This is a genomic window from Stackebrandtia sp. (assembly GCF_035643755.1).
Taxonomy (GTDB): Bacteria; Actinomycetota; Actinomycetes; order Mycobacteriales; family Micromonosporaceae; genus Stackebrandtia.
In genome coordinates, this window is sequence record NZ_DASQPW010000264.1 from 1 (window position 1) to 19,711 (window position 19,711).

At 69.8% G+C, this 19,711-nt stretch carries 18 protein-coding genes, 1 tRNA gene and 1 pseudogene; 6 read left to right on the plus strand and 14 right to left on the minus strand.

The window, feature by feature from the left end; genetic code table 11:
- Positions 1 to 83: 83 nt before the first annotated feature.
- Both VE172_RS20325 and VE172_RS20330 read right to left on the minus strand, forming a co-directional pair.
- The gene (locus VE172_RS20325; protein WP_324803807.1) at positions 84 to 980 is read right to left on the minus strand and encodes an ABC transporter permease; all 897 of its coding nucleotides are present in this window, start codon (positions 978 to 980) and stop codon (positions 84 to 86) included.
- On the minus strand, positions 977 to 3,517 hold the full coding sequence (locus VE172_RS20330) for an alpha/beta fold hydrolase (protein WP_324803808.1): 2,541 nt from the start codon (positions 3,515 to 3,517) through the stop codon (positions 977 to 979). Before VE172_RS20330 ends, VE172_RS20325 begins: the two co-directional genes overlap by 4 nt.
- 149 nt (positions 3,518 to 3,666) lie before the next feature.
- On the opposite strand from VE172_RS20330, the gene trhA reads away from it, so the two are divergent.
- The 3 genes and pseudogenes from trhA to VE172_RS25540 all read left to right on the plus strand — a co-directional run.
- The gene (gene trhA / locus VE172_RS20335) at positions 3,667 to 4,323 is read left to right on the plus strand and encodes a PAQR family membrane homeostasis protein TrhA (protein WP_324803809.1); all 657 of its coding nucleotides are present in this window, start codon (positions 3,667 to 3,669) and stop codon (positions 4,321 to 4,323) included.
- 20 nt (positions 4,324 to 4,343) lie between these two features.
- Positions 4,344 to 4,544, plus strand: a complete 201-nt coding sequence (locus VE172_RS20340) for a hypothetical protein (RefSeq protein ID WP_324803810.1) — start codon at positions 4,344 to 4,346, stop codon at positions 4,542 to 4,544.
- A 99-nt stretch (positions 4,545 to 4,643) separates the two neighbouring features.
- Positions 4,644 to 4,980: pseudogene (locus VE172_RS25540) on the plus strand (helix-turn-helix domain-containing protein); the annotation flags it as partial.
- Positions 4,981 to 5,804: 824 nt separating this feature from the next.
- On the opposite strand, the gene VE172_RS20350 reads toward VE172_RS25540, so the two are convergent.
- Positions 5,805 to 6,965: a trypsin-like serine peptidase gene (locus VE172_RS20350; RefSeq protein ID WP_324803812.1), complete on the minus strand. Its 1,161-nt coding sequence runs from the start codon at positions 6,963 to 6,965 to the stop codon at positions 5,805 to 5,807.
- A gap of 85 nt (positions 6,966 to 7,050) precedes the next feature.
- A complete protein-coding gene (locus tag VE172_RS20355; RefSeq protein WP_324803813.1) occupies positions 7,051 to 8,730 on the minus strand; it encodes an NAD-binding protein in 1,680 nt (559 codons plus the stop codon).
- A 392-nt stretch (positions 8,731 to 9,122) separates the two neighbouring features.
- Here VE172_RS20355 and VE172_RS20360 point away from each other — a divergent pair, with 392 nt between their 5' ends.
- Complete coding sequence (locus VE172_RS20360; protein WP_324803814.1) at positions 9,123 to 9,830, plus strand: hypothetical protein; 708 nt, start codon at positions 9,123 to 9,125, stop codon at positions 9,828 to 9,830.
- 76 nt (positions 9,831 to 9,906) lie between these two features.
- Here VE172_RS20360 and VE172_RS20365 read toward each other — a convergent pair whose 3' ends face one another.
- Complete coding sequence (locus tag VE172_RS20365) at positions 9,907 to 11,004, minus strand: ABC transporter ATP-binding protein (RefSeq protein ID WP_324803815.1); 1,098 nt, start codon at positions 11,002 to 11,004, stop codon at positions 9,907 to 9,909.
- Between the two features lie 185 nt (positions 11,005 to 11,189).
- Here VE172_RS20365 and VE172_RS20370 point away from each other — a divergent pair.
- Together VE172_RS20370 and VE172_RS20375 are read left to right on the plus strand one after the other, a co-directional pair.
- Positions 11,190 to 11,265 (plus strand) — tRNA-Thr (locus VE172_RS20370).
- Between the two features lie 141 nt (positions 11,266 to 11,406).
- The gene (locus VE172_RS20375) at positions 11,407 to 11,715 is read left to right on the plus strand and encodes a hypothetical protein (protein WP_324803816.1); all 309 of its coding nucleotides are present in this window, start codon (positions 11,407 to 11,409) and stop codon (positions 11,713 to 11,715) included.
- Positions 11,716 to 11,725: 10 nt separating this feature from the next.
- Here VE172_RS20375 and VE172_RS20380 read toward each other — a convergent pair whose 3' ends face one another.
- The 9 genes from VE172_RS20380 to moaC all read right to left on the minus strand — a co-directional run bounded on the left by VE172_RS20380 (position 11,726) and on the right by moaC (position 19,561).
- Complete coding sequence (locus tag VE172_RS20380) at positions 11,726 to 12,169, minus strand: VOC family protein (protein WP_324803817.1); 444 nt, start codon at positions 12,167 to 12,169, stop codon at positions 11,726 to 11,728.
- Positions 12,166 to 13,167: an NADP-dependent oxidoreductase gene (locus tag VE172_RS20385; protein WP_349258479.1), complete on the minus strand. Its 1,002-nt coding sequence runs from the start codon at positions 13,165 to 13,167 to the stop codon at positions 12,166 to 12,168. The genes VE172_RS20380 and VE172_RS20385 overlap by 4 nt, the downstream gene beginning before the upstream one ends.
- A 52-nt stretch (positions 13,168 to 13,219) precedes the next feature.
- Complete coding sequence (locus VE172_RS20390) at positions 13,220 to 13,657, minus strand: TA system VapC family ribonuclease toxin (RefSeq protein ID WP_324803819.1); 438 nt, start codon at positions 13,655 to 13,657, stop codon at positions 13,220 to 13,222.
- Positions 13,654 to 13,893 (minus strand): hypothetical protein, encoded by a 240-nt coding sequence (locus VE172_RS20395; protein ID WP_324803820.1) that lies wholly within the window; start codon positions 13,891 to 13,893, stop codon positions 13,654 to 13,656. The genes VE172_RS20390 and VE172_RS20395 overlap by 4 nt, the downstream gene beginning before the upstream one ends.
- A 53-nt stretch (positions 13,894 to 13,946) precedes the next feature.
- Positions 13,947 to 16,595, minus strand: coding sequence for an Hsp70 family protein (locus VE172_RS20400; RefSeq protein ID WP_324803821.1), 2,649 nt, complete (start codon positions 16,593 to 16,595; stop codon positions 13,947 to 13,949).
- A gap of 431 nt (positions 16,596 to 17,026) precedes the next feature.
- Positions 17,027 to 17,440 (minus strand): molybdenum cofactor biosynthesis protein MoaE, encoded by a 414-nt coding sequence (locus VE172_RS20405; RefSeq protein ID WP_324803823.1) that lies wholly within the window; start codon positions 17,438 to 17,440, stop codon positions 17,027 to 17,029.
- The gene (locus VE172_RS20410; RefSeq protein WP_324803824.1) at positions 17,437 to 18,624 is read right to left on the minus strand and encodes a molybdopterin molybdotransferase MoeA; all 1,188 of its coding nucleotides are present in this window, start codon (positions 18,622 to 18,624) and stop codon (positions 17,437 to 17,439) included. The genes VE172_RS20405 and VE172_RS20410 overlap by 4 nt, the downstream gene beginning before the upstream one ends.
- Positions 18,621 to 19,136, minus strand: a complete 516-nt coding sequence (locus VE172_RS20415; RefSeq protein WP_324803825.1) for a MogA/MoaB family molybdenum cofactor biosynthesis protein — start codon at positions 19,134 to 19,136, stop codon at positions 18,621 to 18,623. Before VE172_RS20415 ends, VE172_RS20410 begins: the two co-directional genes overlap by 4 nt.
- A complete protein-coding gene (gene moaC / locus VE172_RS20420; RefSeq protein ID WP_414715133.1) occupies positions 19,133 to 19,561 on the minus strand; it encodes a cyclic pyranopterin monophosphate synthase MoaC in 429 nt (142 codons plus the stop codon). The genes VE172_RS20415 and moaC overlap by 4 nt, the downstream gene beginning before the upstream one ends.
- Positions 19,562 to 19,711 lie beyond the last annotated feature (150 nt).

The window sequence follows — 19,711 nt, forward strand, 5'->3', positions numbered from 1 at the left end:
GTCACGTCGTCAACCTCCCAGCGTGGATGCCCATGCTCCACGGCGACGGTTCGATACTGCCAGGCGTCGGCCGGTTCCTCAACTCAGGAGGTGATGTCCTTGCGTTGGAAATGGATGAAGGCCCACACCGAGAACACCACGGCGTAAGCCAGCGACGTGACGATGCCGCGCACCATCTCGTCGGTCTGCACCGGCGTGGACAGCAGCCCCAGCCACGCCTGCGAGTAGCGGGTGGGCAGCACGTCGCGGATGTCGCCCAGCGCGGTGACCGCGTTGAGGATGTTCGACACGATCTGCAGCATCACCGCGCCGCCCACCGCGGCCAGCGGGGCGTCGGTGGACACCGACATCAGCAGCGCCAGCGAGGCCACCACCAGCAGCGTCACCGTGAGGTATCCGGCCACGGCGAGGATCCGCCAGAAGGCGTCGGTGGCGGCCACCTCGCCTCCCAGCGGGGCCGACAGCGGCTTCCAGCCGTAGGCCAGCGTCCCGACCACGAGGCTGGCGACGGTCAGGATCGCCATGGCGATCAGGCTGTACACGAGGCCGACCGCGTACTTCACCGCCAGCAGCCGCCCGCGCGGGACGGGCGTGGCCAGCAGGTAGCGCAGGCTCCCCCAGCCCGCCTCGCCCGCCACGGTGTCGCCGTTGAACAGCGCGAACACCACCACCAGCAGGAAACCGGACGACACCAGCAGCGCGAACAGCGTGAAGTTGGCGGCCGACACGGTGCCGACGTCGGCCAGCGCGAAGGCGTTGGGCGAGTCGCTGCCGGAGTCGGTGTTGGAGTCGCCGGCGCCGACGGTGAAGGCGATGTACAGCGCCACGGGCAGCAGCGCCAACAGCGCCAGCGTCCACTGGGTACGGCGCCGGGTGAGCTGGCGCCGGAATTCGGTGCCGAAGCTCAGGGTGCGGTGGGCCCGGTAGCCGGAGGCGGCGCCGTCGGCGGCCGGGGTCAGGGTTTCGTCCACTGTGCTCATTTCTTCTCCACCAGTTCCAGGAAGGCGTCCTCCAGACGGTGGCCGGTTCCGGTGCCGATGATGTCGGCGACCTCGCCGGAGGCGGCCACCCGTCCCCGGCTCATCACGACCACATGCGTGCAGGTCTGTTCCACCTCGGCCAGCAGGTGGGACGACACCAGCACGGCCCGGCCGTTGGACGCGTAGTCATGCAGCACCCGGCGCATCTCGGCGATCTGGGGCGGGTCGAGCCCGTCGGTGGGTTCGTCCAGCACCAGCAGCTCGGGCAGCCCGAGCATGGCCTGGGCGATGGCGATCCGCTGCTTCATGCCGTGGGAGTAGGTGCGCACCTTGCGGTGGACGCGGTCGCCGAGGTCGGCGATCTTCACCACCTCGTCGAGGTGGGCGTCGGAGGCGGGACGGCCGGTGGAGCGCCAGAACAGCCGCAGATTGTCCATTCCGGACAGGTGGGGCAGCAGCCCGGGGCCCTCCACGAGGGCGCCCAGCCGCGACAGCACCGGCGCGCCCGATGTCACCTGGTGTCCGAAGACCCGCATCTCGCCGTCGGTGGGCTTCAACAGTCCCATCAGGACGCGAAGCGAGGTGGTCTTGCCGGCCCCGTTGGGCCCCAACAGGCCCACCACCTGGCCGCGCTCCACGGTGAAGTCGACGCCGTTGACCGCGACGAAACCGTCCTTGTAGACCTTGCGCAGCCCGCGCACCACCAGCGGCGTGTCGGCGAACTCGGCGGAGACGCTGCGATCCCTGCGTCGCAGGCGAATCCGCGCGATCAGCCAGGCCGCGGCGATCCCGACCGGTATGCCCACCGCCAGGGCGATCAGGGCGCCGCGCCAGATGGAGTCGCCGGACGGCAGCGGGGTGGCCGGGGTGCGCGGCAGCGAGACCGCGCTCGGCAGCTGGATCGTGTAGCGCGCGGGGTCGGCGGGGGCCGCGTACGACTGGTCGGAGCTGGCGACCACCAGCCGCAGGCTGTGGCCGGGCTCCAGGCGGTGCACCACCGGAGGCAGGGTCACCGTCACGGGCTTGGCCTTGGCGATGGACGTGGGCAGGTCGGTGAGCCGCACCGGCGCCACGAGTCCATTGGGGAGCGTAGCCCGGCCGCTGGAGTCCACGTCGTACAGCTTGACGAACAGCTCGGCCTCGCCGCTGGACGAGGCGACCCGCAGCGTGGCCCGGGGCGCGCCCACGACGTCGGTCGAGGCGTCGGCCTTGGCGGTCTGGGCCGCGGCGAACTGGCCCGGGATGTCGCGGGTCAGGCCGCCACCGGCCAGCGTGGACAGTTGGCCCAGCGACGGCACCGAGGAGATCGCCGCGGGCGTGCCGTTGGGCGGGCTGGCGATGGTCTGCGGCGGAAGGGTTCTGGAGAACCTCATCCTCAGCGGGGACTCGGAGCCGTCCACGCCGGGATAGGAGTCGGCGCTCAGCCCCAGGGTGGCGAGGTCCGAGCGCGAGGAGCTCACCCCGCCGATCCGGCTGAACGTGAAGTGGTCGTCGGGCGCGGCGCCGGAGTGCTTCAGGTAGTGGTTGAGCCACTGGACGGTCAGCGCGTCCACCCGGTCCTGGTCGGACTGGGTGCCGGTGGCGTCGTGCCCGCCGGAGAACCACGCCACCTTGACCGGGGCGTTCGTGATGCCGGCGGCGTTGGCGTCGGCCTGGCCCAGGTCGAACAGGGTGTCGGCCTGGCCCTGCACCAGCAGCGTCGGCGCCTTGATCCTGTCGAGTATGGACGACGGGCTGGAGGCGTCCAGCAGCTTGGCGGCCTTGGCATCCAGCTTCCCGGTCGCGGCGATCCGCTGGTACACCGCGCACACGTCGGCGGCCCAGCGCCCGCAGGCGGGGTCGGCCTTGGCCGCCCCGGACGGAGACGAGCCCGACGGCGGGCCCGCCATGCCTCCGCCGGCCAGCCCGGTGCCGTAGAAGACCCCGGCCCAGGCGCGCTTGAACACCCCGGAGTCGGCGCCGGCGCCCGCCGCCTGGTTGGGGAACAGCGCGCTGCCCAGGTTGTTCCAGGTCATCTGCGGCACGATCGCGTCCACCCGGCGGTCGTAGCCGGCCAACAGCAGCGACAGGCCGCCGCCGTACGAGCCGCCCACCGCCGCCACGCGCGGGTCGTTCTTTCCGTCGCGCACCACGTCGCCGCGCTTGGCCAGCAGGTCGATCGCGGCGGAGGCGTCGGCGACCTCGTACTTGGGCGCGTCGAGGTGGATGCTGCCTCCCGACTTGCCGAAGCCGCGCGCCGTGTAGGTCAGCACCACGTAGCCCTGCCCGGCGAGCTTCTCCGCCTGGTCGGTCACGGTGTCCTTGGTGCCGCCGAAGCCATGCGACAGCAGCACCGCGGGCGCCGGGGTGTGTTCGGGCACATAGATCTTGGCGTCCAAAGTGGCGGGCTCGGCGCCGCCGACGTGGATCGTGAAGTTCTTGGTGGTGTGGGGCGGCGGCGAGCTGACCCACCACCACACGCCCGCGCCAGCGGCCACGACCAGCACGGCGATCACCGCCGCGACCCACCGTCGCCACCGTCTCAACCAGACTCGCATCCCCACAACCTACGCGCGCCGCCGCGGCGGCCGACCCGTCTCCTCAGGTGTGTCTCAGTGGCGGGTGGTAGGTCATCCCCAGTGGACACTACGGGAGATGTACGCCACTCCGTACTCGCCAGTAACCTACGATGCCGTAGGTTGGTTGCATGACCACCACCCTCACCGCCGCCGCCAAGCCCCGCCTCCGCGGGTGGCTGCACGCGGTGGCGTTCCCGATGGCCATCGCCGCCGGAGTGCTGCTCATCGCGCTGAGCCCCTCGGCGGGGGGCGTCGCCGCCACCGCGATCTACACCGTCACCTCGGCGCTGCTGTTCGGCACCTCCGCGCTGTACCACCGCTCGGTGCTGTCGCCGCGCGGCATCGAAGTCCTGCGGCGCATGGATCACAGCAACATCTACCTGATCATCGCCGGCACCTACACGCCGTTCGCCGTGCTGGCGCTGTCCGACGGCGCCCGACTCGCGGTGCTGCTCACCATCTGGATCGGCGCCGCCGCCGGGGTCATCTTCCGGACGGTGTGGCTGGGCGCCCCGCGCTGGCTCTACACTTCCCTCTACATCGGACTCGGCTGGGTCGCGGTCCTCTTCATCCCGCAGTTCCTGAACGGCGTCGGCCTGGCCGCGGTGGTCCTGATCATCGTCGGCGGGCTGTCGTACTCCGGCGGCGCCGTGGTCTACGCCCTGAAGCGCCCCGACCCCTGGCCGCGGTGGTTCGGCTTCCACGAGGTGTTCCACTCCCTGACCATCGCGGGTTACGCCTGCCAATGGACCGCGGTCCTCCTGGTGGTTCTCGCCGCGCGCTGATCTGCCGTTAAGGTTGGCTCATGACGTGGACCTGGCGATTCGAAGACGCGGACGGCAAAACCGTTGAGGCGCAGGAAACCGACTTCACCAGCCAGGGCGACGCCGAGTCGTGGCTCGGCGAGGAGTGGCGCGCCCTGTCCGAGGGCGGTGCGTCCACGGCGATCCTGTCCGAGGACGACACCGTGGAGTACCGGATGTCTTTGGCCCCAGAGGATTCCTGAGCCCCGGCTCCCCTCCTTGTCCGGCGTCGCGGGAGACGTCGGTAACAATTGCTAGCGAAACGCTTGCAGTTGCTAGCAGGTCGCGATACGGTAACGGGCATGGCCGAACGAGACATAGGCGGGTTCATCCGCGACATGCGCCGCAAGGCGAAGGTGTCGCTGCGGCAGCTCGCCGACCAGGCCGGAGTGAGCAACCCGTATCTCAGCCAGATCGAGCGCGGACTGCGTAAACCCAGCGCCGAGGTGTTGCAACAACTCGCCAACGCCCTCAAGGTGTCGACACCGTTGATGTACCTGAGGGCGGGGCTGCTCAACCAGAAGGACGGGCCGCAGACGCTGTCGGCGATCGCCTCCGATCCGCTGCTGACCGCCCGCCAAAAACAGACACTCACCGAGATCTACGAGGCGTTCCGCCGAGAGAACGCCCGAGACTCCGGCGCCGACCTGGACGACGATGACACCGAACCGGTGGTCACCGACGCCGACGTCGCCGCCGCGGCCGATGGAGACCCCGAGGACATGGGCATCGAGGACTCCGAAGTGGACGTCAAGTCCCCGGCCCCCAAACCAGAACGCGCACCACAGCGGGGTGGTCGCGCACGGGCGCGCAAACGGACGACTCCGTCGCGCCCCAAGGCCACCAACGATTTAAAGGAGAACGCTGACATGACCGACCGTAAACTTCCCAAGCCGTTCTACGCCGCCGCCGGCGCCGGTGAAATGGCCGTCGAGCAGATCCGCAAGATCCCCGGCAAGGTCGAGGAGCTCCGCGACCGCGCCAAGCTGGAGGAGAAGGCGCGCAACCTGCGCGAGACCGTCACCGAGAACGTCAAGTCGGGTGTCGACACCATCAAGCACCTGGACGCCGACAAGGTGCGCGGCATCGCCTCCGAGACCGCCAGCACCCTGGGCGATCAGGCCCGCAAGGCCGGCAGCAAGGCCCGCGAGACCTACACCGAGCTGGTGGAGCGCGGCGAGCACGTCGCGGCGGGCGAGCGCAGCCCGATCAAGGTGATCGCCACGATCGCCGACCGCGGCCACGAGGCCAAGGACGCCGCCAAGGCCAAGGTCACCCAGGTCAAGGAGGACGTCGACGCCAAGCAGGCCGAGGACAAGGCCGAGTCGGTGAAGGCCGCGGCCACCAAGACCGCGCCGAAGAAGACCACGGCACGCAAGACCCCGGCCAAGAAGGCCGCCAAGTAGTCGACGCACGCTAAGGGAGGGCCGTCCATTCCGGACGGCCCTCCCTTTGTCGGTGTCTCAGAGTTTCGAGCCGATGCGATCCAGCAGTTTGTCGGAGCGCACCCCGGAGTTGGGGCAGCCGCCGAAGTGGTGCAGCGCGATCACCTCGTGGGTGGAGCGGGACAACACCGGCGACCCCGAGGAGCCGAAGTCGGTGTCGCAGCGGTACGACACGTCGCTGGCCGTGGCGTAACCGTCGAAGGTCGGGTCGTCGACCTTGCAGGCGCCGTTGTCCACATCGGAGTCGATGGCCAGCTTGGTGGGCTCCCCGTTGGGGTGCTGCGGGATGTAGAGCTCCTCGCCCGAGCGGGCCTGGCGGTCGGCCAGGGTCAGGTGGCCGAAACGCGAGATCTTCGAGAAGTCGTCCACGCTGAACAGCGTGTAGTCGTAGGTCTCGTCGGTGGCGATCACCTTGGAGCCGTTCACCTTCACCGGGTCCTCCGCCACGTCGGCGCCGCAGATCAGGCACTGGTAGTTGAACCAGACCTCGGTGTCGCGAGCCTGGGCGGTGGACGAGAAGCAGTGGTGGTTGGTCAGCATCCGGTTGTTCGGGCCGACCCGCCAGGCGGTGCACAGCGTGTTGCCGCCGATCAACAGCCGCGCCACCGGGGCCGCGTGCTCGTATTCGGTGGGCTGGCTGGACTTGTAGCAGGCCACGTCCTTGGAATCGTCGCCGCCGCAGACGCTCTCGGTGCGGCGCTGCTTCTCCTGCTTGGCCCGCACCTCCCGCGGCGACAGCCCCCGCGAGACCTTGTCGATGTCGGCGTTCAGCTTGTCTGCCGCGCCCGAAAGCCTGCCATCCTTGCCGTGCAGGCGGACCACGGCGGTGTCGCCGGTGACCGAGGTGGCCCACATGCCGTCCGACGGGCGCTCGTAGCGATAGCTCTCCGAGCCATCCCTGTTGGACACCGTGACGTAGTCGCCCGCGGGCAGCTTCAGGTCCTTGAAGTGCACCTTGACGAAGCGGGCGTCGGGGTACCGCAGCACGTCGCTGGGCCTGTCGACCGACAGGTCGTCCTTGAGCTGCGAGATCTTGCCGATCTGGACCGGGTCGATCACCTCGTGCGAACCCGGGTGCTTGTCCGGGGTGTCGGCCCCGGCGCCGGGACCGAACAGCGCCAACGGCACCGCCGCGGCCAGCAGACCCACGGCCGCGATCGCCATGGTTCGTCGCCTCATGTTTTCCCTTCCTGTTCTGAAGAACCAAACCGGGGATTGCCCCCGGATGCTCAACGAGACAGGGCGGAATTGGCGACGGTCGGGGCTACTCGGGGGTGACGGTGGTGGCGCGCTGCACGGTGGCCGCCAGGCCCCGGCGGGTCGCCAGCGCCAGCACCCGGTCGCCCGAGGACAGCACGCGATCGGGCTCCGGCGCCCACTCGGTGCGGTCGGGGCGCACGATCGCCAGCACCCGCAGGTGCTCGTCCACGTCGATGTCGCTGATCGGCTGCCCGGACAGCTCGCTGCCGTCGTCCACCGGGATCTCCCCCACCAGCAACAGATGCCGCCCGACCGGGATGGTGCCCTTGACGTTGCGGTCGGTCATGGCGGCGGCGAATTCGGCGGCGGCCACCCCCGCCACGCTCAGCGTGGCCGACAGTCCGAAGTGGCGCTGGACGCGCTCGGCCAGGTCGGGCTCGAACAGCCGCAGCACGGTGCGCAGCTCGGGGCGGATCTCGCGGGAGTGCAGGGCCGCCTCGAGGTTGACGATGTCGCTGGACGTCACCGCGACCAGCGAGCGGCAGGTGCGCACCTGGGCGCGGTTCAGGGTCTCCAGCTGGCTGGCGTCGCCGTACACCACCGGGATGTCCTGGCCGCGCGCCACGTCGATGCCGCGGGTGCGCTCGTTCTTCTCCACGGCCACAACGGGAACGCCGAGATTCTTGAGCTGGACGGCCACCTGGGTGCCGACGTTGCCCAGCCCCACCACGATGACGTGGTCGCTGATCGGGGCGCGCAGTCGCCCGGCCTCGGCGGCCAGCCGCCGCCCCACCAGGTTCTCCACGATGGACGCGGTGAACACCGGCACCAGCAGGACGCCCGAGATCGCCACCACCGCGTTGGCGATCTTCTCGGGTACCTCCGCCTGGAAGTTCGCGTTGACGCCCCCGGCCGCCACGAGCAGGGTGTCGTAGGCGGCGTCGATCCAGGAGATGTTCTGACCGTGGTGCGCCCACCAGATCAGGAAGGTGCCCAAGACGATCACGGCGACCAGAAAAACGGAGATGAACCGCAATTTGCGGTCCATCACCTCGCGCATCTCGTCCCAGGTCCGCGTCGCCCAGCGCCGCACCCGATGCTTGGACGCCGCCACCAGGGCCCGGGGTCGGCGGGAGGCGGCCGTGACGTAGAGCGCGGCGGGCTGCTCGCGGGGCGGCAGCAGCGAGGCGCCGTCCCGGGAGCCCGCGATCGGCCAGGTGAGCCGATCGCCGCGCTCGCTGGAGGTCGCGGTGACGTAGAGGGTCCGGTCGCCGAGGCGCAGGTAGCGCGGGGCCACCTCGCCGAGCGATGCCGCCACAAAGGACGGTGAGGCCATCGAGGCGTCCGACAGCAGGGTGCAGTCGCCCAGCAGCGGCCCGATCCGGTCGGACAGGTTGGTGTTGTAAACCCGCACCACCACGCGGATCTCGGTGATCTCCAGGGCGCGCAGCGCGGCGTGGATGTTGCCGACGTCGTCCTGGGCCATCAGGGCCAGCGCCTTGGCCTGCCCGATTCGCGCCGCCGAGAAGGCATCGGCGTCCAGCTGGTCGTTCTCCACCACCCGAACCGTTGGCACCCTCGAGATCTGCGGACCGTGATTCTGGCGCCGCGAGGGCAGAATGACGGTCACGTTCTCTCTATGCCGATATACCAATTCCTCGACAAGCCGAAATGCCATGCCGTCGTCTCCACAGACGATGACATGGTCGCGATACGCGTTGCGACGCAGTGAAACCGGGGCCACGGCGTGATCGTAACCTCGTTACTTGGTGTAAGGGAAGGCCCACAGTCCAATGAGATGGATTTTAGGACTTCCTTTATTTTCCATCGTACGGGGCATTTCCTCGTCCGGTTTGCCTCGTTAATCCGTATTGAGGCACAGCCAGTGTCTGACGATTCGTTCGGTGTCCGACGAATCGGCGGCAAGACAACCCGGCGACACGGTGCCTTGGGCGCCGCGGGGGAACACGGATTGTCGCGCGGACGCCAGCGATCGCAGCGCGCCGCGTCGGTTCGCGCGTCCATATGAGCACTATGGACCAGCGAGGCTCCGATGTGGCCTGAGGGCTCGCGGATCGCGATCCCTCTTCGGCAGTGATCATTTCTTACGAGGGGTTTCTTCTCACAATGAACAAAATGCTTCAGCGCATCGTCGGCACCGCGGCCCTGGCCACCGGCATCTGCATGGCCGCCGCGGGAATCGCGAGCGCCGCGTCCCCGGTCTCCGGCCTGGCGGACAACCCGCTCGGCGCGGTCGGCTCGGTCGACAGCGTCACCGGCGGCTCCCCGCTCTCCGGGCTCGGCACTGACGACCCGGCCGGGCTGGTGCCGCCACCCGCGGCGCTGACCGGCAAGGTGGGGGCGCTCACCCACGACCTGCCCGCCAGCAAGACGGTCGGCAAGGTCACCAAGAAGTCGAGCGCCGTGTCCTCGGCGACCGACCTGGCCGGGCTGGGCGGCAAGACCGAGGCGCTGCCGCTGGCCGGCGGCCTTCCGGTGGCCGGCGGTCTCGCCCAGGGCCTGCCCACCCAGGGCCTGCCCCTGGTCGGCGACGGCGCGGGCCAGCTCCCGCTGGTGGGCGGCATGACGGGCGGCGGCCAGCCCGCGGCCCCGGCCAAGACCCACACCAAGGCGGACACCGGAAAGAAGACCGAATTCGGCGACCAGATGGCCGCCACCTCGGTGGGCGGAAGCCACTTCGCCGCCCTGCCGGGCGACATCGCGCAGCGTCCCGCCGAGGACCTGCCACTGATCGGCGGGCTGCCCCTGGTGGGCGGTCTGACCAACAACGTCCCGCTGGGACAGACGCCGCTCACCAACAACCAGCCCAAGGGCGGCAACTAAGACCCCTGCGCTGACCCGCGCGTGAAGGAGGGCCATGGCCTCGCGGCCATGGCCCTCCCGCGTGTCCAGAGGTCCGCTACCCCTCCACGCGCTCACCGGTGGTGGCGTGGAAGACGTGCTCGCGTCCCTGCTCGGGAACGATGTGCACGGTGTCGCCGATCTGCGGCACGATGCGCCCGCCGGTTCGCACCACGAAGCGCTCGGCCCCGTCGTCGAAGTTGGCGTGCCCGTACACGAAGGCGTCCGAGCCCAGCTCCTCCACCAGGTCCACCTCGACGGCGATGCCGCCGTTGTCGGCCGGGCCCAGGGTGCAGTCCTCGGGACGGATGCCGATGGTGACCTTGGCGTCGCCGTCGCCGTCCTTCGCCTTGTCCCGCACCTCGCGGCTCAGCGGCAGGGTCACGTCGCCGAACTTGGCGCCGCCGTCCACCAGCGGCACGGTCTTGATGTTCATCGCGGGCGACCCGATGAACCCGGCCACGAAGACGTTCGAGGGCTTGTCGTACAGGGTGCGCGGGGTGTCGACCTGCTGCAACAGGCCGTCCTTCAGCACGGCGACCCGGTGGCCCATGGTCATGGCCTCCACCTGGTCGTGGGTGACGTACACGGTGGTGACCCCGAGCCGCTGCTGCAGCGAGGCGATCTGCGAGCGCGTCTGCACCCGCAGCTTGGCGTCCAGGTTGGACAGCGGCTCGTCCATGAGGAACACCTGCGGCTCGCGCACGATCGCGCGGCCCATCGCGACCCGCTGCCGCTGACCGCCCGACAGCGCCTTCGGCTTGCGGTTCAGGTAATCCTCGAGGTCGAGCAGCTTGGCGGCCTCGGCCACCTTCTCCTTGATCTCGGACTTCGGGGTGCGGCGCAGCTTCAGCGCGAAGGCCATGTTGTCGAACACGGTCATGTGCGGGTAGAGCGCGTAGTTCTGGAAGACCATCGCGATGTCGCGGGCCTTGGGGGGAAGGTTCGACACATCGGTGTCGTTGATGAAGATCTCGCCCTCATCGACCTCTTCGAGACCCGCGAGCATCCGCAGGCTGGTGGACTTTCCGCAACCGGACGGTCCCACCAGAACCAGGAATTCACCATCGCCGATCTCGAGATCGAGCTTGTCAACCGCGGGGGTCTTGGTTCCCGGATAAATCCGGGAGGCGCCCTTATAGGTCACCGTAGCCATGAACGTGTCCTTTCCACCGGCAGGAACGTGCCGGACGATCCGAGTAGAAAAGCACCGCGGCCTGCGGAACAGGCCGTGGGCCGTGAAGGGACACGGTATCCGCACGGAGATCGCTTGCCAAGCCCCCACGACCGTTCGTTACCCAAACTCCACCGGAAACCGGGTCCAGTAAACTGGCGGGCCTGGCTGGAGTGGCGCAATTGGCAGCGCACCTGTCTTGTAAACAGGCGGTTACGGGTTCGAGTCCCGTCTCCAGCTCCATCACCGCGAAAACAGCGGAAGCGTTGCGCCGCTAGCGCTTCGACCAATGGTCAGGCGTGAAAACCGCGCCGAACGGGTAACACCTGGACATGTCTCGCCTCGCCCTAGGCGAGTTGTCGATCAGGAAGGAACCCGATTCCCATGCTCTTCCGCGACTACAAGTACCGCCCGCTGGCGGCCCGCATCATCACCTTCGTGTTCGGTGCCATCGCCGCGATCATCCTGCTGCACCTGGCATTCATCGTGCTGGACGCCAACGACGGCAACCCGCTGGTCATCTTCGTGTCCAACGTGGCCGACTGGTTCGCGTACCTGTTCAAGAACCTGTTCACCCTGGACAACTTCAAGTGGCAGGCCGTCCTGAACTACGGCATCGCCGCGGTCATCTACCTGCTGGTGGGCGGCGGGCTGAGCAGCCTGTTCCGGCGCGGCGGCCCGGCGCACACCTGATCGTCCGGCCTCAGTCGAGACAGAACTCGTTGCCCTCGATGTCCCGCATCACGATGCACGACTCGTTCTCGTCGTCGGCGAGCATCACCCGCACCTGGGTCGCGCCGAGCTTCATCAGCCGGTCGCGCTCGGCCTCGAGGGTGGCGAGGCGCTCGTCGCCGACGAGGCCCGTGCCCGCGCGCACGCACAGGTGCACCCGGTTCTTGACGACCTTGCCCTCGGGGACGCGCTGGAAGAACATGCGCGGGCCCTCCCCCGTGGGGTCGGAGCAGACGAACGCCGCATCCCGCTTCTCGGGCGGCAGCGACGCGCTGAAGTCGTCCCAGGTGGCGAAGCCCTCGGGCGGCCGCGGCACGGCGTAACCCAACACCTCGCACCAGAAGCGGGCGACGCGCTCGGGCCGCGCGCAGTCGAAGGTGACCTGGAACTTCTTGACAGATACCGTCTGACTCACCATTGGACGATAACCTTCCCCTTCGCGTGCCCCCGTTCCAGGTGTGCGAAGGCCTCGGCGATGTCGTCGAACGGGAACACGCGGTCGGTCACGGTGCGGAGTTTTCCCGCGTCGACCAGGCGGGCCAGCTCGGCGAGGTCGGGCCCGCTGGGGTGCATGAAGAGATAGCGGTAGCGCACGCCGTGGCGACGGGCCCGGCGGCGGATCTTGGCGCTGGCGGCCCACAGCGCGGCGGTGAGCAGGGGTCCCGCGTCGAGGTCGACGCGGGCGGTCGTGGGCTCGGGAACCCCCGCTATGGACACGGTCGTGGCCCCGGGCTTCAGGATGGCGAAGCAGTCGGTGAGGTCCCGGCCTCCGGTGAGGTCGAAGGCGGCGTCGTAGTCGCGCAGGACGTCGGCGAACCGTTGTTCGCGGTAGTCGATGACGGTGTCGGCGCCCAGCGAGCGCACCAGTTCCTCCCCGCGGGGCGAGGCGGTGGTGGCGACGGCCGCACCCAGGTGGGACGCGATCTGGATGGCCAGCGTGCCGACTCCGCCCGCCCCGCCCGAGATGAACACGCGGTTGCCGGGGGTGACGTTCAGCTCGTCTCGCAGCGCCTGGAGCGCCGTGAGACCCGCGAGCGGAAGCCCCGCTGCGTCGGCGAAGCCGAGCGCGCGGGGCATGTTGGCCACATAGGACTGGTCCACGACGGCCAGGGGCGCGTACGCGCCGAGCCTCCGCTTGTCGACCCGGGCGAAGACCCGATCGCCGACCGCGAAGCCCGAGACCCCGTCGCCGAGCCCCTCGACCACGCCCGACAGTTCGCTGCCCGCGACGATCGGAAGGCGGAGCCGCGTGATCGGCCGCAGCTGGCCCTGGCGGATCTTGTAGTCGACCGGGTTGAGGCCCGCGGCGCGGACCCGGATCAGCACTTGGCCGTCGCCGGGAACGGGTTCGGGGACCTCGCGCAGTTCCATGGCGTCGGCGCCGCCGTAGCGGGTCAGGACGTAGGCACGAATCTCGATCACCTGCCTTCGGACACAGCCTGCCACGAGCTGCCTCGGCCGAGCGTCAGTTTGATGGCGCGGTCAGGGGATTGAACCATCGCACGTCAGCGAACCTGGCGAAATCCGAGTCGAAGGAGCACACGGGTACGCCGTGCTCGATCGCCAGGGCGGCGAGATCCGCGTCGGGCACCAGGTTTCCCGTGATGTTGCCCTTTGTCAGCAAGTCTTCCACGGCCTCGCGGTGGCGAACCGTTGGAGTCGGGATCCACGCGTTGTCGGCGTCCAGCCACTCCTCGACGAACGACCACGCGGACGCCGCATCCAGCGGACTGGCGAGAATGCGGGGGTGGGTGATGATGCGGACGAAGGCCGTCGTCGATTGCCATGGGAAGCCCACACTGGCGGGGCCGTTCAGCGCGCTCTCCAGCCACCTGACCGCGGGATCGTGGTGCTGGGCGTCCACATTGATGGCATATACCAGAACGTTCGCGTCGACGATCATCGAGCGATCTCGTCGCCGTCGAGGTAATCGAGTACCTCGGCGGTGTTGGTGAGATCGATTCGGGGTTTTCCCAAGCTCATCGTCCGCTGGGAGAAGCGTTCCGCTCTGCGGCCTCCCGCCGCGGATCCGGCCCTCACCAGCGTATTGAGGGCCTCGCTGACCCCGACGTGCATTTCACGGCGCACGTGCTCGACGATCGCGAGCACATCTTCGTCAAGGTTTACCGTCGTACGCATGCGTCAAACATAGCATCACTGATGCGCGGTGCCGCGCATCAGTGATGCATGGGTCAGTCACGGAACTTCCAGACGCGGTAGCCCGTGTCGACCACGCAGGCCAGCCGTGAGTCCGTCGCCGCGCAGCTGGAGGAGGTCTGCTGGCCGCCGAGGGTGTAGGTCCTGCCGTCGCGGGCGCCGAGGCCCGTGAACTCGGTGACGCTGGTGGTGCTGGCGTCGTTGGACGGCATCGTGAGGAAGCTTCCGCTGTCGATCCGCGTGAAGGAGCCCTTGTGCGCGCCGCCGATCTTGGTGCCATCGGCCTCGAACAGCTGGGTGTGGGTTGTGCCCGATGTGGAGTACTGGACCTCGATGGTCTCCCCCGCCACGTCCATCGAGCTGACCTTCCAACCCTTCGGGGTCGCCCAGTCCGTCGAGGACTTCTGGCCGATGTCGATGACGGTGCCGTGGTCGGGCTCGCTGTCGCCGTCGCTGTCCTCGTGGACGCACAACGACTCCTCACCGCACACCCAGATGGAGTACGGGTTCAGCTTGGCGCCCTCGGGTTTCCAGCTCGTGGTCTGCTTCAGGCCGTCGTCCATGTCGTAGGCGGTCAGCGAGTATCCCGAGCTGCCCGAGGTGGCGTAGAAGACGCCGTCGTAGGCGAGGTAGACGTTCTTGTTGTCGGCGTCGCCACCGACCTGTTTGGACGCCAGCTGCTTGCCGTCGGCCGAGTCGAGGATGGCGGCCTTGCCGCCGAGGGTGTGGATCCAGATGCGACCGTCGTATTCGGCCTCACCGCTGTTGACGGGGGACTGGTTGGAGTCCCAGTCGTCCATGGCGCCGCCGTTGTCGACCGTTCCGCCGGGCGCGGACTTCTTCCACTTCTGGTGGCCCTGGGCGTCGTAGCCGTACACCGTGTCGTTCGCGACGCGGATCAGGCGGTCGTTCACCAGGAACACCCAGTCGGCGGGGTCGCTGTAGTCGTCGCCGGACGACAGGTCCATCGTCTTGTAGATGTGGCCCGACGACGGGTTGATGAACGCGACCTGCTGCGGGTCGTCGCTGCTCGCGTTGGTGGCGTAGACCAGCCCGTTGGTGGCGTAGACGTGGGTCTCCGTCCAGTCCGAGCTCAGCTCGGTGTTCCACTTCTTCTTGCCCGTATCGACGTTGATCGCGGTCAGGTTGTTGGTGTCGGAGCCCGTGGAGGGGAAGTAGGCGACGCCCCGATCGATGTCGGGGACACCGCCGGTGCCCTCGTCGGGGATAGCCACGTCCTTGCCGACCTGCGCCAGCGGTTGCATGTCCCGCTGCGGATAGGGGTCGTGGAACAGCCACCAGCCGCCCGCCACCAGCAGCAGCAACACCACAGCGGCGGCGATCCAGCTGGCTTTCCTCTTGTACCAGGGCTTCGCGGGCGCCGCGGGTTCCAGGAAGCCCCCGGGTGGGGTGTGCCCGGGCGGCGGGGGCGTGTACGGGCCCGTCACGGGCGACACGGGCTGCTCCGCGACGGGCGAGACGGGCTGGTTGCCGTCGTTGCCGAACGCGGCGGGCAGGCTGCCCTCGGCCACGGGCAGCTCGGGCTGCTCCAGGACGGTGGGCGCGATGCCGAGCTGGGAGTGCAGCAGGCGGCTGACCATCGGGATGCGGCTGGCGCCGCCCACCAGGAACAGGCCCGCCATCTGGTCGGGCGACTGGCCCGTCGCGGCGATCACCCGCTGGGTCTCGGTCACGGCGCGGGTCAACAGCGGGCCCGCGAGCCTTTCGAGCTCCTCGCGGGTCATGTGCAGCGAGGACTCCACGCCGGGGACGGGGACGGGCGCCACCGTGGTGCGCGACAGCATCTCCTTGGCGCCGCGCACGTCGTCCCAGAACAGCCTGCGGTTGCGGCGGTCGGTGCCCGTGTGGGGCTCGGTCAGCCGCCGCCACACCTCGGGGACGGTGCCCGAGATGGTGCGGCCCATGTACTCGACGAGCGCGGCGTCGACATCGAGGCCGCCGAGGTCCTCCAGGCCGCCGTCGGCCTGGAGACTGAAGCTGCCGTCGGGTTCGTGGCGGACCACGGCGACGTCCAGGGTGCCGCCGCCGAAGTCGAACACGCCGAGGCTCTTGCCGACGGGGATGGGGCGGCGCATCACCTCGGCGAAGTAGTGGGCGGCCGCGACGGGTTCGGGCACCAGCTTCACGGGCGGGAAGCCCGCCTGGGCGGCGGCGTCCTCCAGAATGGAGCGTCGCTGCGGGCCCCACTTCGCGGGGCAGGTGAGCACGGCGGGCGGCAGGTGCCCCACCGACTCCACGGCCTTGGCCGCCACCTCGCGCAGCACCGCCGACAGCAGCGCGGTGACGGGCACCTCGCGGTCGCCCAACAGGATGGAGTTCTCGTCGATGCGGTGCTTGGGGTTGGGTTCGAAGCGGCTGGGGTCGGTCTGGGCGAGGCGCTGGGCGTCGCGCCCGACGTGGATGTGCCCCGACTCGTCGCAGAACACCGCGGACGGCATCACGGGCGCGCCGTCCACCAGCAGCGGGCGCGACCGCCCGTCGGGCCAGCGGATCACCGCCACGGTGTGCGAGGTGCCCAGGTCGACGCCGAGCAGGTAGCCGTTGTTCGGCGGGATGCCCGCGGCGGGGGTGGCCTGGGTCCGCGGCGGGCTGACCGGCGCGGTCGGCGGCGACTGCTGCGGCGTGTATCCCGTCGGGGGCTGATGCGGCGGCAGCGGGGTCACGGAGATGTCCTGTCGCGGCGGCGGCCCGGGGGCGTACTGCGGCGACTGCGGGCTCGCGGGGTGGCCGTACGGCGGTTGCCCAGGGACCTGTTGCGGCCCTTGGGGATAAGCCGCCTGTTGCGGATACGGCGGGTTGGCAGCCTGGCGCGGGGGCGGGACCGGGGGAAGCCCTTCAGGTGTCATGCGGTTCTGGCTCTTTCCGACGGGGCGGGTATCGGCTGCGACTTCTGAGGATACGCAGACGGACGATCCGGCCATGTGGTGACGACGCGCGGCGGACGGTCGGTAAGGATTCTTGCGCGTAGCGTGTCACCCGCCGCTCGACGGCTCAACAATTGGTCCCTCGCGGAGACGTTGGCTTCGAACGGGCCGATTCGTTCGCCAGCAAGGCGACGAGGCCAACGGGCAGATCGGACGATCGAAAACGGCTACTACGGGCTGTTCACCCATTCGTCGGTGCCGTCGTCGAACAGCTGGTGCTTCCAGATCGGCAGGCGCGCCTTCACCTCGTCGACCAGACGGGCGCAGGCGGCGAAGACCTCGGCGCGGTGCGGGCCCGACACCGCCGCGACCAGCGCGGCGTCGCCGATCGCCAGGTCGCCGACCCGATGGCTCACGGCCACCGACGCCACCCCCGGGCTGGCCGCGAGTTCGCCCGCGATCTCGCCGAGGATGCGGGAGGCGTCGGGGTGGCCCTCGTAGGTCAGCCGGGCCACGGGCTTGCCGTCGTCGTGGTCGCGCACCACCCCCGCGAAGGAGACCACCGCGCCGCAGGCCGCGTCCGCGACGAGTCCCTCGTGGACGGTGACGTCGATGGGCTGGTCGGTCACCTCGCTGTGGATCACGGCGTGCTCCCCGGTAGCGGCAGCAGGCGGACGCTGCCGCCCGCCTTGCCCGTGGTTCCGGGCTCGATGACCGCGAAGCCCGCCGCGGTGGCCAGTCCGCGCAGCATGGACGAACCGGTGTGCCCCACGGGATGCGCCACGCCCGCCTCGTCGAGCCGCACCAGGGCCAGGCGGGTGTCGCCGCCGCGCCCGTCGATGTCGGCGGCCAGCCGCACCTGCGGCAGGTGCGGGAGCGCGCGGCCCGACAGCCCCGCGATCAGCGGGATCACGAGCGAGGCCAGCGCCACCACGGCCGACTGCGGGTTGCCCGGCAGGCCCGCCACGTAGCGGTCACCGGGGAGCTTGGCCACCAGCATGGGGAAGCCGGGGCGCACCGCCACCGTGTTGACCACATAGGACGCATCCAGCGCGGCGAGCGCGGGGTGCAGGTGGTCCACGGGGCCGTGCATCGTTCCGCCCGTCGTGCACACGATGTCGGAGTCGTCCAGCGCCGCCCGCAGCGCCGCCACGTGGGCGTCCAGGGTGTCGTCGATGGGGCCGCGCGGGCAGAACCCGGGCACCGGCGCGGCTCCCGAGCGCCGCAGCAGCGCGGGCATCAGCGGGCCGAGCGCGTCGCGCACCCTTCCGTTGCCCGGTTTGCCCTCGGTCATGAGCTCGTCGCCGAACACCAGGACCGAGGCTCGCGGCTTCGGACGCACCGCGATGGTGTCGTGGCCCGCCGCGGCTGCCAGCCCGATGACGCCCGGGGTGACCGGGGTCCCGGCGGGCAGCAGCTGTTCGCCCTGCGCGGTCTCCTCGCCGACGTTCCGCCACTCGGGGTGATCGCGGGGCTCGCCGGTGACCTTGTCACCCGACACGGTGGCGTTCTCCAGACGGATGATCGCCTCCAGGCCCTCGGGGACCATGGCCCCGGTGGCCACCTCGACCGCGGTGCCCTCGGCGATCGGCCCGGCGGTCTGGCCCGCCAGCACCCGGCCCGACAGCACCCAGGGTCCCGCGCCCCGCACCGCGTACCCGTCCACGCTGGACGTCGGGAAGGCGGGCAGCGGGGTCAGCGCCGTCAACGGGGCGGCCAGCGTCGAGCCGTCGGTCTCGGACGGCCTGTGCCGCAACGGAACCAACGCGGACTCCGTCCCCGCGCGGTGCACGGCGATCCGCGCGGAATCCCAGTCGAGTGTGGTCATATGTCCTCCTCAGGCGAGCGGTGGTCCCCGTCGTTGATCTGGTCGACCAGATGGCCCAGCAGCGGCGCCAGCACCCGCATCCCGTCCCTGGCGGCGCCGGTGGAGCCCGCCAGGTTGACGATCAGGGTGCGGCCCGCCAGCCCGGCGACGCCGCGCGACAACAGCGCGAACGGGGTGCCCCCGGAGCCTCCGTCGCCGTGCGCACCGAAGCGGCGGATCTCCTCGGCCAGGCCCGGGATCTCGCGGTCGATCAGTTCGCGGGTGACGTCGGGGGTGAGATCGGTCGAGGTGAGCCCGGTGCCCCCCGAGGTGATCACGACGTCGATCTCGAGGGCGATCGCGGCGCGGATCGCCGCGGCGACGGGCTCGCCGTCGGGCACCACGACGGGCCCGTCCACGCTGATGTCGGCGTCCCGCAGCCGCTTCACCAGGATCGGGCCCGAACGGTCCTCGTATACGCCCGCCGCCGCCCGATTCGACGCGACGATCACGCGGGCCCGCACGGTCCTCACGGCCGCCTCCAGGCGCCGGTCTTGCCGCCCTCCTTGGACAGCACCCGCACGTCGGTGAGGCTGGCGGCCGGGTCGACCGCCTTCACCATGTCGATGAGGGTGAGGCCGGCGACCGCGACGGCGGTCAGCGCCTCCATCTCCACGCCGGTGCGGTCGGCGGTCCTGGTAGTCGCGGTCAGGTCGACGTGGTCGTCGCCCAGCTCCAGTTCGACCTTGACGCCGTGCAACGCGATCGGGTGACACAGCGGAATCAGGTCGGGGGTGCGCTTGGCGCCCATGATCCCGGCCAGCCGCGCCGCCGCCAGGGCGTCGCCCTTGGGCAGGTTGTCGCCGCGCAGCGCGTCCACCACCTCGGCCGTGGTGACCAGCCGCGCCGCCGCCGTGGCGGTCCGCGCGGTCACGTCCTTGGCGGCGACGTCGACCATGCGCGCCGCGCCGGTGGCGTCGACGTGAGTAAGAGGTGAGTTCGTCACCCGTGCAGTTTAGGTGTCCGGTCATCGCGAGCGCGACAACGCGTGCTCAAACCATAATTCGGCCCTAATTCGAACCGGCGAATTTGCTTACAGCCGAGTAAG

Coding starts and splice junctions, on each gene's coding strand:
- VE172_RS20365 (WP_324803815.1), bottom strand. CDS start 11,004: ATGGCTACGGTGACCTATAAGGGCGCCTCCCGGATTTATCCGGGAACC.
- moaC (WP_414715133.1), bottom strand. CDS start 19,561: ATGGTCGACGTCGCCGCCAAGGACGTGACCGCGCGGACCGCCACGGCG.
- VE172_RS20395 (WP_324803820.1), bottom strand. CDS start 13,893: ATGCGTACGACGGTAAACCTTGACGAAGATGTGCTCGCGATCGTCGAG.
- VE172_RS20340 (WP_324803810.1), top strand. CDS start 4,344: ATGACGTGGACCTGGCGATTCGAAGACGCGGACGGCAAAACCGTTGAG.
- VE172_RS20375 (WP_324803816.1), top strand. CDS start 11,407: ATGCTCTTCCGCGACTACAAGTACCGCCCGCTGGCGGCCCGCATCATC.
- VE172_RS20325 (WP_324803807.1), bottom strand. CDS start 980: ATGAGCACAGTGGACGAAACCCTGACCCCGGCCGCCGACGGCGCCGCC.
- VE172_RS20410 (WP_324803824.1), bottom strand. CDS start 18,624: ATGACCACACTCGACTGGGATTCCGCGCGGATCGCCGTGCACCGCGCG.
- VE172_RS20360 (WP_324803814.1), top strand. CDS start 9,123: ATGCTTCAGCGCATCGTCGGCACCGCGGCCCTGGCCACCGGCATCTGC.
- trhA (WP_324803809.1), top strand. CDS start 3,667: ATGACCACCACCCTCACCGCCGCCGCCAAGCCCCGCCTCCGCGGGTGG.
- VE172_RS20390 (WP_324803819.1), bottom strand. CDS start 13,657: ATGATCGTCGACGCGAACGTTCTGGTATATGCCATCAATGTGGACGCC.
- VE172_RS20330 (WP_324803808.1), bottom strand. CDS start 3,517: ATGCGAGTCTGGTTGAGACGGTGGCGACGGTGGGTCGCGGCGGTGATC.
- VE172_RS20350 (WP_324803812.1), bottom strand. CDS start 6,965: ATGAGGCGACGAACCATGGCGATCGCGGCCGTGGGTCTGCTGGCCGCG.